Here is an 11596-nt window from a genome sequence, read left to right on the forward strand (position 1 = left end):
ATCCGACAGGTAGGGGACTTTGATGCGGCGGGGGACGCCGCCTTCGGCGATGAGGTAGGCCGCGCCTTGATTGGTCGGTTGGATGTCGGTGGCGCTGTAGCCCTGTTCGGCCCAGCCGTGACCGAGCACGATGTTGGAGGAGTTGGGGGTGGTGCAGCGGAACGCGGCGCGGTAGCCGAACAGGTCCCGCAGGCTGGTGGGGATGATGTCGAAGGACGGCCGCTGGGTGGCGGCGACGACGGGGATGCCGGCGGCGCGGCCTCGGGCGACGAGGTCGCGGACCAGGGCGACGAACTCTTCCTGTTCCTGCTTGGCCCCGACGGTCGCGGAGTAGAAGGCGATCTCGTCGATCAGGACGGTGATGACCGACAGCCCGTCCAGGGCGGTCACCTTGCGGCGCCCGTGGGCGCGCAGCCAGGCGTAGCGGTTGTTCATCACCAACTGGAGGCGTTTGAGGACGTCGAGGGCGGCGGTGATGTCGGGGCCGATGAACGCGTCAACGACGTCTTCCCACTGTCCGAGTTCGACGAGCTTGCCGTCGAGCAGCACCAGGCGGGAGTCGACGGCGAGGGCGGCATGGGCGGCGATGCAGTTCAGCAGGCCGGATTTGCCGCCGCCGGGTTCGCCGCCGGCGAGCAGGTTGCGGTAGGCGAGGGTGATGTAGACGGGCTGACCGAACTCGTCGATGCCAACGAAGATGGGGTCGAACATCGACAGGCCAGGCCCCACCGGAACCCCGGCAGTGGGCGGGGGGCGGTTGTGGTGGTCATGGCGTGCCCTCCTTGGGCGATGGGTGGACGCGGAGAGCCACACGAACGAGCCCGAGGGGCTCCCCGCGACCGAGGTTGGGTTTGGTCAGATCCAGTCGGATACGTCGTCGGCATCGGCCGACGAGGAAGCCGCGGGCTTGCTGCCGTTAGCGGAAGTGGCCGGCGGCTTCTGCGCCGGCTTGCCCTGCTTCGGCAGGGTGACCGTCGGGACGGTGACGTCCGGCAGGTCCAGGGCCGTGGGAATGACCGGGGTGGGCCGGTCGACAGCCGGGGTGTCCGGGTTGATGACGTCAACGAGCGGGGAGCCGACCTGGGCGTTGAGCACCTCGCGGCGCTTGATGTCGAAGCGCAGGTAGGCGGCGTTGCCGTCGGAGGCCCGCTCGATCAGCGCGGTCGAGGCGTGGCAGGCGACCGCGATCCGGTCGAGACGCCCTTCGAGGTCGGCCAGGGCCAGGCCGGGGCGCAGGTAGACCCAGACCCGCTCACCAACAGGCGTGGGCTTGGCCCACAGGATCAGCGGCAAGGAGCCGGACTGGTTGGCGATGATGAACTGGGCGAAGCACACCCGCAGCCGGTGGCGGACGACGAAGCACCAGGTCCAGGCGACGGCCTGTCGGCGGCAGGTTGGGATGGCGGCGGGGACGCCGACGACCAGGGCGACCACGACCAGCGTGACCGGGGTGGGCGTGTGGTTGACCAGTTGCACCCAGGCGTAGCTGGCCGTGGTGACGATCCCAATCTCGGGGGTCCACCACCAGATCAGACGCAGCACCGGCCAGATGCGGACTAGCACCCAGGCGATGCCACCCGTGGGTGCGCCGATAGCCGCGCCCAGGAACAGGGCCACGATCGGGTGCATGTACGAAGCGGCCACCACGGCCGAGAGAAGGCCGACGATGACCGCCGTGAGGATGAACGCCAGCCGGGCGTTGCGGGCCGAGGACCTATGGACCTTGGCCTCAATGACAGTGATCGTGCCGCTGGACTTCCGTCCGAAGGAGCGGCGAGGGCTAGACTTGGACACGACGAGTCCTCCCAATGCGAGTTGGGTTGGATGAGTTGGAGGGCACGGGGTCGGCAGGTTTGGACGCCAGTACCGACCCCGCGCCAGCTCTTGCGGGGATGTGACCACCGGACGTGGTCACCAGGCCGAGAACGTTGGACGCCAGAGCCGTCCTCGGACTGAGCTTGTTCACTTCGTTCAGGTCAGCGGACCATCAGGCCGCCAGAGGTCAGACACCACCAGGGCTCACACAGCACGGGGTGAGCGAAGAACCTCACTTGGCCGCCGAGGCACCAGCCTTCGGCTTTAGCGAGATGGCACGGAACGCGACGCCGTTACGCCCGTTGGTCGCCCACGGAATGGCCTCCAACTGCTCGACAGCGACGAGCTGTCCCACCGTCACGCCCGGCTTCTCACCCGCCGTGGTGATGGTGATGATCTCGCCGCCGGTCTCGTCGAGAACGAAGACCTGGGTCGACCACATGAGCCGGCCAGTGTTCTTCTCCGACCGCTGATTGCCGTTCTGGTCGTTCTTCGGCTCCGGGTCCTTCGTCACCTGGACCTGCTTGCTCTGGGTGTCCACGTACAGCTTCACAACAGACCTCCTGTGTCTAGGCGCATCCCTTGTTGGATGACTGCCTGCCATCAAAGTACCAACTGAGTTGGTACTACGCCAGACCTTCGCCGGGTTTCTTGCGGCGCTTGCTGGGCACCTCTAACGATCGCCGTCACTGCGCTACAACGACAGGTGTCACTGCGGTGACAGGTTCAAGTCCCCTCGCAATGTCCCCTCGATCGGGGCGATACTGGCGGCATGGCTGATGCAGCTGCTGACCTCGACCGACCGCTCTGGGCAACTAGGCTCAGGGCTGAACGTGCCGCCCGAGGCTGGTCACAAGGTGAGGCGGTCCGCGCCATGCGGGCACACGCTGTCGAACAGCTCCCGGCCGACAGCACCTTGCTTCGGAACCGGAAGCGGTGGGAGGCGGGGAATTCGGAGCCAGATGGCTTCTACAAGTCCCTCATCGCGAAGACGTTCGGAACAGTCACCGCTGCCTTCTTTCCGCCCGCGACGCACCAAGAGGCGGACGCGGAGCTAATTGCGGGTACCGGCATGGAAACCGTGGAGATCCTTGCCCGCCTGCGCAGCTCAGACGTCTCGAACGCCACGCTTGAAGCGCTGCGGATAACGGCCGACCGGCTGTGCTGCGAGTACCCCTACATGTCCTCCGAGCAGCTACGGGTTGAGGGGCGCTCTTGGCTGCGTCGGGGATCACCGCCCTGATGGACCGCCGGCTCACTCTCGCTCAGCACCAGGAGGTGCTGTCCCTGGCGGGTTGGGTGGCTCTGCTGGTCGGCTGCGTGGAGTACGACATGGGACTCCGTCGCATCGCTGAGGGCACCCGCAAGGCCGCGTTGACGCTGGGCGACGAGGCGGGCAACGCCGCCATCTCGGGATGGGCGTACGAGATGCGAGCCTGGTACGCGCTCACGCAGGGCGACTATCGGGGCGTGATCGCAGCCGCCGAGGCAGGCGAGGCAGTGGCAGCTCACAACGGCGCGGCCGTCCAGTTGGCAGCACAGAGAGCCAAAGCTTGGGCGCGACTCGGTGATCGGCGACAGGTAGAAACAGCGCTCGAGAAGGGCCGCACCTTGCTTGAATCGCTGCCCTATCCCGAGGACACCGACCACCACTTCGTCGTGGACCCCGCTAAGTTCGACTTCTACGCGATGGACCGCTACCGAATCGCCAGAGAAGACCGCCTCGCCGAAATGTACGCGCGGGAGGTAATCCGCTCGTCGACAGACCCCGACGGGACCGAGCGCAAGCCGATGCGCAACGCGGAAGCCCGGGTCACGCTCGGGGTCGTGGCGGCTCGCGGGGGAGACCTCGATCAGGCGGTCGCCTACGGCAGACGAGCGCTGGAGGGGGATCGCAAGTCACTGCCATCGCTGTTGATGTGCTCGAAGGAGCTGGCAACCCTGCTCAGGGAGCGTTACCCGAAGGAGCCCGCCGCCGTCTCGTACTTGGACGACGTGCGCGCCCTCAGCGCGAGCTAACCTCGTCGGCGCTATCAGAAGTGCCAGTGCGGCTGGGGCGACCACCGACACCAGGCCGAGGCCGACTCTCGTGCCAGGACACGACCCGGCTCGGGCGCCACATGTGGGTGCGGCCGATAGTCGCATCCGGCTCCGGCATCTGGCCCCGCTTCCGGTAGTTCGTCACGGTCGCAACCTTCACGCCGAGGTACGCAGCTACGTCGGAGGTTGTCCACCACTCCGCGGTCGTGTCCGGGCCAGCTCCCACCGCTTCATTCTCGCATCGCTGGTCCGCTAGAAGTCGCTCAGCGAGGCTGTCCGAGTTCCCGCAGCCCGCATCCCTCGAACGCTTGTACGATGCCGTGGTGAAGGAGTTGGTGGCACGCTGGTGGAACGGCACGTGGGGTCGGCTGACTCGTCGTGACGTCTGGCTTGCCCGCGAGGTCCGCTGGCACGTCGTAGCGCGGACAGGCGACCCGGAGACCGGCAACGTGCTCCGGTGGGAGTTCGACAACGAGGCCGAGGCGCGGCAGATGGTGAAGCGCCCCGTCCAAGCCGGCGGCGGCCAGTGGCGCGAGCAGACCGGCGATGCCGCTACGGAGCCGCCAAGGTGACGATCATCCGACAAGGAGCTAAAGCGTCAACTGTCGAAGTCCGGTGCTTGCGAATTCATCCACGATCAAGAACGCCCTGCCCAACTCGTTAAGCGTCAGTTCAAGCCGGTAATAGTCGACCTCGCCAGCGGCATTTTCGTAGGGTCGAATGCCCCTCGCCGAGTGGACCCGACGCCAGTCGTCGAATGACTGAGTGAAGAACTGATCTCCCTCGTCCCAAATCGAACACTCCGCTTCATACATGTCGTGCTCAGCGTCGTCGTACGTCTCCTCATGGACATCAGCGTCCGCCCAGGCAAACATCTTCGGAACCACCTCAGCATAGTTCGTAGGCCCCACGAACAGATGCCAGCTGACCAGCTCTTGAGGATCGCCCCCATCCTCGTTGTCGATACCGATGGAGATCGAGCCCCGGCCCGAACTCTTGTTGATCCACTCTTCGAAGTCGACCAGCAACCGCTTGCCTTCAGCCAGCATCTCCATCCATGGACGGGCAAGGCGAAGGTCCCGCAGCCGCAGCTCGTACGGATTTCCCTCAGCAGCCTCCCGCCAGGCATTGGCAGCATCCGCGTTGAGCACTTGGTTACTAGGTACGAGGAGCTTCCAGCCGCCAGTCTTGCTCCGCGCCAACGTTGCATCTGTAACGAGCTGCCAGTGACAGAGTTTCGTTTCTGAGTTGTATAGGACGACTGCCACGGGCAAAGAGTGTCTCGTCCAGTACTGCACGTGGTCATCATCCGGGCGAAACCACCATCCGCCAGTGGTGGGCTCGTCAAACCAGCTCTTGCCGCTCTTAATTTGAAGGGCAAGGAGCCGACCACGCACGTCTTCGCCATCAACGACCTCGACCTGGGCATCGATGCCGTAGTCCTCGGTGGGCTGCTCCCGGAACAGCCAGTCCAGCTCTTCCTCGACGTATAACTTGGTGCGAGTGACGCCGCGGCTGGCCACCTTCGCGGAGGGCTTCTGTTTCGGCATGGCTCATTCTCCCCCCACGGCACGGTATACCGCGAGGGGCGCACCCTTCGTCGATCCTAGCGAGCAGCAGGCGCAGAGGATCGTCAAGCGAGGTCCGGAGTCGGACGGCCGGCTGCCGGCGAAGTGGTTCAAAGTTTCTGTACGTCTTCAAGGCGGCCCTGAACGGGCCGCACGCGCCGCCGCCTGGGCGCGCGCCAGCCGCTGCCGCTGTCGCTCTGCGGCCGTCACGCCTGATGCCCGGCGGCTGGCGCGGAGGGCGGGAAGCCCGGAGGGGCCGCCGCAGAACGACAGGCCGTTGACCGGTGAGATGGTGGGCCGGCAGCCGGCCGGGGCCGCGCGGCGAGGGACCGGCGCGGCGTAGGGGAGGGCACGCCGACCGCATCGGCGAGCTTGCGGCGGTCGCGCCGTTGCGGTTAGTGCGCCTCCGGCGGGGGCGCTCCGGCTCCAGGATTGGCCGAAGACCGTCGGCAGCCACCGGGTCCGTGGGTGGTTGCGGTAGGCCATCCCGCCTGCCCTCGACCCGGGCAAGCCGAGCAGACCACCGCCCGGCCCGCCAGCGTCCGTACGAGCCGTCAAGGTCCGCTTGACATGGCGGGCCGGGCGGGGGCCCGCTCCCCAGGCGGGCGGGTCGACGGCCGACGGGATGGGCGCAGAGAGACGTTAGCTGGTTGGGGTTTCTCTACCCCTGTAGAGTCTGAGGGCGCCAGCAAGCTTCAGAGCCTCATCTCTATTAGTTTCCTAACCGCTGGGTGGTTGATGGGCCGGCAGCTCTTCTTCTGTCATCCTTGCTGTACCAAAGGCGGCGAAGCCAACGTAGCCAGATGCGACACGAGGGCGGGTGACAGGTGGTGGCCGAAGCTGACGACCAGGGCAACCCGGAGTCGGCCGAGCGGCAGCCCCGGACCCTGCAAGCCGCGCAGCGGGCTGCTGAGTTGAGCCGTCGTGAAGCTACGGCCAGGCAGCGCGCGGACTCTGCGGCGAGTCGTGCGGCCGCCGCCGCACTTCGCGACGCCATCGGTCAATTCCAAACCGCCGATGCGGCCCGACGTGCCGCCCAGCAAAATTATGAGGCGGCACAGCAGCTAGCCGATCGAACGAAGAAGAGCCTTGCCTTGGCCCAATTTGCGTTAGAGCGAGCACGAGCACAAGCCGAAAACCCCAAAGGGGACGAGGCAAGGTCTGCGCGGCGGCGGCTCGCGGCATCTGAACAGGACTTCGAGAGAGCCCAAACTCAGGCGTTGCAGGCGCGAGCGCTGTTGGACCGAGCTAAGCGGATTCTTAGTTCACAGAACCATCAGGCCCGCATCCTCCGACGTGAGCTGATTGAGGCCGACGAAGCTTATCGGACGGGTTCAAAGGTTGAGGAATCTTCTGAGTCACGGCTTAATCGGCAGAGCGAGTTCCTTTGGTCATTGCTAGATGAGCCTGCACGCGAGAGGCTTCGCCTTTCGCTGAAGCGCCCGGCAGCTCACGGTGAATATTTACGCCCTCGGGCCTTCCCTGAGCACTTGAGCAACTGGGTGGGGCTCGAACGGGACCGTATGGCTCTTATGCTCGATCGACAACAAGTGTCGACGGACTTTTGGATTTCGGTATTGCGCCTTTTAGCGCAGGAGCGACCAGAACTACTGGTTCAAGCGGCGGGGGAGCTTATCGCTGCCCGCGCTAAGGGAATTGAAATTCATCCGGAGATATATCGCGCTTTAGGAAACCTGCTTCACTCCGTCGCCGAGCAGGCAGAGGCCGCAGGCAGTGCCACGATGAAGCGCTCTAAGGGAGACGGGCGAGATGACGGAGACTGGTAATGGCGGAGCCGGAGAGCAGTCGCACACGCCGTCGAGCCTAGAGCGCCTAGCGGAGCAGGTGCTTGACAACCCCCTCGAAGGCGAGGGTGATACTGCGGTTCCCGGCGAGATCGCTAGGGTGTTGCTGCAGGAGTCATACAAAGGGACCTTCCCGCACCCTGATGTTCTTCGCCGGTTGAATGAAGTAGTTGAGAATGGCGCTGAGCGAGCGTTTGGCATGACCGAGATTGAACAGCGGCACCGCCACGAATGTGATAGCCGGTGGCTTGAAGCGGAGATCCGCTATAAGGATGCCGAAACGGCGGCTATTGGGCGAGAGTCGGTCGATAGGCGTCTGATAATCTGGCTGGTATTTATATTTTTGACGCTTTCTCTCATCGGCGGATTTTGGGCTGCGATGGCTGGGCACTCGCTCGGAGTTGGCCTTGCCGGAGGTGCGGGAGTCTTGACCGCGCTAGCGGGAATCTGGGCATCTAGGAAGAAGAAGGACCCCGAGGGTAATTCATAGAGCAGATCCGGCGGGTCGACTTTCGTATCTGCTCTCATTGAGGACGTACCGCGCCCCCGGCCGGCCCGTTGTTGTTTGCGCTGGTTGCTAGTGCTAGAACAGTGCCATGGACCCTGTGCGGGATACCCGGGAAGTTCCAATTAGGCGCTTTCCAGCAGGCTCGGCAACGACGCTTCCTTCGTCGATTAGCAGCCGCACGGCATTTAGCGTCTGCCCAGGACGGAAGATGGTTCTGTGGAGCGTGAAACGGCGTAGCTCGTCTAGCGTAGTGGCCCGCCCCGGAATGATGGTCAGGTACTCCAAGATGAGACGACGCAAGGGCCCTAGCTGTGGCTCGGGCCGAATGGGCAAGGTCTCCTGGTTCGGGTCTCGTGGGTCCCTGTAGCCAATTCCCTGGTAGGGATCAACGCGCCAGATTGCGTCCTTCATCTTCTCAAAGCCTCTGTCGGAATTTGTGCCAAAGACGAGGTAGAGAAGGTTTTTGCGTTCATCGGCCAGCTCGAAGTCGAGGACGTACTTAAATCCGGCCTCGTTTAGGACTCTTCGGTATTGCGCCTTAATGTATTGGGCTTTCTTCTCTTTAGGTTGGGCTTGAACGTCACGCCATACCACTGGCCCGAACACCCTGTCTCCGTAGTGTCGAGGATTGGATGCGAACCGCCAGAACTGGCTTGGCTGTATGGTTACGACTACCTCTCCAGCCTTACTGGCGGCAACCCGCTTCAGGATCTCGAAATCGACGGCGGAGCCCCAGGTGTCGAGGACGAGTAGGAGTGGCTTGTTCCAGACCCGGTGCTTGTCAAGCAAGGGAAGGAGATCATCTTTGCAGCTACCCTTTTGGGGATCAACCACCAAGCCGTGAGCTGCGAGTTCAACTTCGTCGAGCGTCCCGAGTTCGCGCACAAGGGTGGCTTTCAAGTGGTCGACCCGCGCCTGACTGTCCTCCAGAAGCAGAAAGCGACCCTCTCTGCCGGGCCTTGGCGGAGCGATGCATCCGAGGGCCGATCGCAGGGCAATGATCGGAGAGCCCGACGACCCGTCCTTGTACTCACCAGGGCCGGAGAATCCCTCGGCGTAGGTGACACCCTTTGAGCCATACGCGGACTGAAGCAGGATGGGGAACCAGGCGTCGAAGTAGCTGCGGTACACGAGGTGCTTCGCGGCTGTGTGCGGGTCTTTATCCCACAGCGCTTCGTCAGGCGTCGGCAAGGCTCCCCCTGTCTACAGTGCGCAGTTGTCCCGACACCGTATGACATGAAGGCTTGATCGGCTACCCCGCTATCCCAACGCTGACATGGCGGGAATGTCCGGCATCTCGTCCCAGGTCTTGCCGTCAAGGTCGCGGCCACCGGCCTTTGGCGTCCTGCCGCCCCACTGCTTGAAGAAGAAGGCGACGCCGTCTGTTTGGCACTGGTCGCGGAGGTCGCGAACCCATGCTGGGTCCGCAGGCCGGGCGCCCACCCCTGATTCGCCTCCCGCGATGAGCCAATGAATGCCGGTCAGGTCGAGGGGAGCAACGGGGCCAAGAAGGGGCTCAGCGGAGATGAACCGCACCGCTGCCGGCACCGTCCTGAGGTGATCGATCCGATCCCCCTCAGAAGCGTCCTCAACGCTGACACCCATCCAAACGTTGCTCGGCCAAGTCAGCCGCGGAGCAAGCTTCGCTAACCGAGAGGCCCGCTTCGTAAGGACCTGGTAGGTGTGTTGTGGGGTTGCCGCCATGACCTCGAAGACCTGCTTGACGAAGTCGAAGGGAACCTTCGCGTGGAACAGGTCGCTCATAGAGTTGACGAACACGACCCGAGGCTCTCGCCACCTCAGAGGCAGCGTCAGCTCATTGGGGTGCACCACGACTCCGAAGCCCGGTCCGGAGGTACGCGCGTCGCCATCGGTCTGGTACTTGGCGGAACCCATGGCTTTCAGCCGCTTCGCCAAGGTCAGCGCGTAACAGTGATCGCAGCCACGCGAGATGCGGTCGCAACCGGTTGTCGGGTTCCAGGTGGCTTCGGTCCACTCGATGGAGCTCTTGTCTGCCATCACCACACTCCCCGGCCGGTTGGGACGATTCTGTCGAACATGCGTACGGATTGAAAGGCGTGGAGGCGATCTTTCTTGAAGGCTGACAAGAAGCCGGGGTCTTGCCCATGCTTCGCCCGATCAACGCGCAGGATCAGCATGAGACTCGGCCAGGCCGTCGCCAGGCCGTCGTAGGCCGAGCGCTGGCGACCAACGACGACCATCGGTGACAACGTTTGCCGAGGTAACGAGGTGTGACTCGACCGACTACCAGGCCGCCGTGGGACCCCTTACCTGTAGTTGGTGAACTGGTAGTCTGCCTCGCGGTCTAGCACCAGAGGTCCTTGACCTCGTCGCGCCTGGCCTGGGCCAGACCACTGGACACCGCACAGCCCATGTTGTGGGCAGTGTCGAGGAGGCCGAAAGCCACCCTCTTCAGTTTTGCTCCCATGTCGGTCCTCGCCTTCTTCGCCGTCGGGTTAGCTGACTCGTCGAGCTTCGTGGAGTCATCGACCAGGTGCTTCAGAACCCCGGCTACGAATGTGAGTAGGACAACGAGCACTGCGATGCAGCCCGAATCGAACGGGACCGCCAGACCCACGCCAGGCGCGACGAGGACTCCTGCATGGTAGCGGTCTGCGACGGGCGAGAGCCAAGGACCACTCCCCAGCCGTTGGCTTTGAGTCGAGGTGCGGCCGTACCCGTTACGTGCCCGATCTCGCGGTCACCGAAGGGGAACCACGGTCAAGGCCGGACGACAGGCGGCCTGCCTGGCCAGCCGTAACGGCAGGCAGCGAGGCTGCCCGGCTTGCAGCGCCGAGAATTCCTAAACCGTGTGTCGGTCCAGTTGGTCCTCGCGCACCCGGAACCGTGTCTGCCCATCCTCGGCTTCCACTGCATCCCGCCGGGTGGAGATGACCACCGCACCGTCCTCGTCGTTGCCGACGATGCTGCATCTCAGGCGAACTGGTGCTGGCAGATCAGCGCCAGCGTCGAGCTGATCACAGGTGAAGACGGGGACCTTGTCGACGAAGAACCACGACTTCCCGTCAGCATCGACCAGGCGGACACGTATCCAGCCCGGAAAGTCGTGGCTGACCCAGGCGACCACCTCGCAGCGGACGAAGGATTCTTCGTGAGACATGGGCTGATCCTGCCCGCATTCGCTTGAGGGGCCAACCGGCGATGCGGAACGTCAGCTGAGGGAGGTCCAGGCTGTCGACAGCAACGCTGACAGCAACCGCGCCGGACAGTGACACGCTGACAAGCACGGGCATGAACGAAGCTCCGAGCGTTGCAGCCGTTCCCAGACGCGCGCGGACGCGGCGCACAGAGCTTGTAAGCGAGATGTCGCCGGTTCGATCCCGGCCGGGGGCTCCAATTCCACCAGGCATTTCGCGGACGCTGTTGTCAGCCGCCCGGTTGACAGCAACGCTGACAGCAACGGGGTCACGAGAGCCGCCCGTCGAGCTTGCCGAGTGCCTGACGCATCGCGTCGAGGTTGGCATGAGCGTAGACCTTGAGCGTGATCTTGACGTCGGCGTGCCGGGCGATGGCCTGGACGACGTGCGGTGGCACGCCGAGCTCCATCAGCAGGGAGACAACGGTGCGTCGCAGGTCGGGCAGGCGGACCCCGGGCAGGCCGGCGACTTCCCGGAGCCTGGCGAATGATCGGCTGAGGTTTGTGGGCTCTATCGGAGTGCCTCGCTCGGAGGGGAAGACGAGGTCATGGTCCTCCCACACCTCCGCCAGGGCAGCCCGCTCAGTTTGCCGGCGCTCCTGAGTTCGAGCAGGGTGAGCCATGTGACCTCGGGCAGTGCACGTCCGGGCAGACGCCTGCCGCTGAGGGACCACCGGGGCAG

General features: G+C 64.3%; 14 protein-coding genes. 5 read left to right on the forward strand and 9 right to left on the reverse strand.

Features of this window, described 5'->3' with window-relative positions; all coding sequences use genetic code 11:
- From I8N68_RS31710 to I8N68_RS31720, 3 genes are all read right to left on the reverse strand, one after another.
- A partial coding sequence (locus tag I8N68_RS31710) for an FtsK/SpoIIIE domain-containing protein (protein WP_200216803.1) occupies window positions 1-711 on the reverse strand: 711 nt, incomplete at its 3' end.
- Window positions 712-855: 144 nt separating this feature from the next.
- Window positions 856-1794 carry a hypothetical protein gene (locus tag I8N68_RS31715; RefSeq protein WP_307813053.1) on the reverse strand — a complete coding sequence of 313 codons (939 nt, stop codon included), beginning with the start codon at window positions 1792-1794 and terminating at the stop codon, window positions 856-858.
- 253 nt (window positions 1795-2047) lie between these two features.
- Complete coding sequence (locus I8N68_RS31720; protein WP_067305563.1) at window positions 2048-2368, reverse strand: hypothetical protein; 321 nt, start codon at window positions 2366-2368, stop codon at window positions 2048-2050.
- 219 nt (window positions 2369-2587) lie between these two features.
- Here I8N68_RS31720 and I8N68_RS31725 point away from each other — a divergent pair, with 219 nt between their 5' ends.
- The 3 genes from I8N68_RS31725 to I8N68_RS31740 all read left to right on the forward strand — a co-directional run bounded on the left by I8N68_RS31725 (window position 2588) and on the right by I8N68_RS31740 (window position 4427).
- The gene (locus I8N68_RS31725; protein ID WP_200216793.1) at window positions 2588-3058 is read left to right on the forward strand and encodes a hypothetical protein; all 471 of its coding nucleotides are present in this window, start codon (window positions 2588-2590) and stop codon (window positions 3056-3058) included.
- On the forward strand, window positions 3058-3834 hold the full coding sequence (locus I8N68_RS33440) for an NsdA family TPR-like regulatory protein (RefSeq protein WP_234040965.1): 777 nt from the start codon (window positions 3058-3060) through the stop codon (window positions 3832-3834). Before I8N68_RS31725 ends, I8N68_RS33440 begins: the two co-directional genes overlap by 1 nt.
- 344 nt (window positions 3835-4178) lie before the next feature.
- Entirely contained in the window at window positions 4179-4427 is a 249-nt protein-coding gene (locus tag I8N68_RS31740; protein ID WP_200216795.1) for a hypothetical protein, read from the forward strand.
- A gap of 18 nt (window positions 4428-4445) precedes the next feature.
- On the opposite strand, the gene I8N68_RS31745 is transcribed toward I8N68_RS31740, so the two are convergent.
- On the reverse strand, window positions 4446-5405 hold the full coding sequence (locus I8N68_RS31745) for a DUF4365 domain-containing protein (RefSeq protein ID WP_200216796.1): 960 nt from the start codon (window positions 5403-5405) through the stop codon (window positions 4446-4448).
- A gap of 848 nt (window positions 5406-6253) precedes the next feature.
- Between I8N68_RS31745 and I8N68_RS31750 the strand changes: the two genes are divergently transcribed.
- Together I8N68_RS31750 and I8N68_RS34440 are read left to right on the forward strand one after the other, a co-directional pair.
- Window positions 6254-7210 carry a hypothetical protein gene (locus tag I8N68_RS31750; RefSeq protein WP_200216797.1) on the forward strand — a complete coding sequence of 319 codons (957 nt, stop codon included), beginning with the start codon at window positions 6254-6256 and terminating at the stop codon, window positions 7208-7210.
- Window positions 7194-7718 carry a DUF2335 domain-containing protein gene (locus I8N68_RS34440; RefSeq protein ID WP_200216798.1) on the forward strand — a complete coding sequence of 175 codons (525 nt, stop codon included), beginning with the start codon at window positions 7194-7196 and terminating at the stop codon, window positions 7716-7718. The genes I8N68_RS31750 and I8N68_RS34440 overlap by 17 nt, the downstream gene beginning before the upstream one ends.
- 93 nt (window positions 7719-7811) lie before the next feature.
- Here the strand turns inward: I8N68_RS34440 and tcmP are convergent, their stop codons facing one another.
- The 5 genes from tcmP to I8N68_RS31780 all read right to left on the reverse strand — a co-directional run bounded on the left by tcmP (window position 7812) and on the right by I8N68_RS31780 (window position 11537).
- Entirely contained in the window at window positions 7812-8927 is a 1116-nt protein-coding gene (gene tcmP / locus I8N68_RS31760) for a three-Cys-motif partner protein TcmP (protein WP_200216799.1), read from the reverse strand.
- 69 nt (window positions 8928-8996) lie between these two features.
- A complete protein-coding gene (locus I8N68_RS31765) occupies window positions 8997-9755 on the reverse strand; it encodes a DUF5131 family protein (RefSeq protein WP_200216800.1) in 759 nt (252 codons plus the stop codon).
- 307 nt (window positions 9756-10062) lie between these two features.
- A complete protein-coding gene (locus I8N68_RS31770) occupies window positions 10063-10335 on the reverse strand; it encodes a hypothetical protein (protein WP_200216801.1) in 273 nt (90 codons plus the stop codon).
- 225 nt (window positions 10336-10560) lie between these two features.
- Window positions 10561-10878, reverse strand: coding sequence for a hypothetical protein (locus tag I8N68_RS31775; RefSeq protein ID WP_200216802.1), 318 nt, complete (start codon window positions 10876-10878; stop codon window positions 10561-10563).
- 305 nt (window positions 10879-11183) lie between these two features.
- The gene (locus tag I8N68_RS31780) at window positions 11184-11537 is read right to left on the reverse strand and encodes a tyrosine-type recombinase/integrase (protein ID WP_234040970.1); all 354 of its coding nucleotides are present in this window, start codon (window positions 11535-11537) and stop codon (window positions 11184-11186) included.
- Between the last annotated feature and the right edge of the window lie 59 nt (window positions 11538-11596).

Source organism: Micromonospora coerulea, from assembly GCF_016598485.1.
Lineage (GTDB): Bacteria > Actinomycetota > Actinomycetes > Mycobacteriales > Micromonosporaceae > Micromonospora > Micromonospora coerulea.

Excerpts from the sequence above, each read along its gene's own strand:
- I8N68_RS31725 (WP_200216793.1), top strand. The coding sequence starts at position 2,588 with ATGGCTGATGCAGCTGCTGACCTCGACCGACCGCTCTGGGCAACTAGG.
- I8N68_RS31775 (WP_200216802.1), bottom strand. The coding sequence starts at position 10,878 with ATGTCTCACGAAGAATCCTTCGTCCGCTGCGAGGTGGTCGCCTGGGTC.
- I8N68_RS31745 (WP_200216796.1), bottom strand. The coding sequence starts at position 5,405 with ATGCCGAAACAGAAGCCCTCCGCGAAGGTGGCCAGCCGCGGCGTCACT.
- I8N68_RS31765 (WP_200216800.1), bottom strand. The coding sequence starts at position 9,755 with ATGGCAGACAAGAGCTCCATCGAGTGGACCGAAGCCACCTGGAACCCG.
- I8N68_RS33440 (WP_234040965.1), top strand. The coding sequence starts at position 3,058 with ATGGACCGCCGGCTCACTCTCGCTCAGCACCAGGAGGTGCTGTCCCTG.
- I8N68_RS34440 (WP_200216798.1), top strand. The coding sequence starts at position 7,194 with ATGACGGAGACTGGTAATGGCGGAGCCGGAGAGCAGTCGCACACGCCG.
- I8N68_RS31780 (WP_234040970.1), bottom strand. The coding sequence starts at position 11,537 with ATGGCTCACCCTGCTCGAACTCAGGAGCGCCGGCAAACTGAGCGGGCT.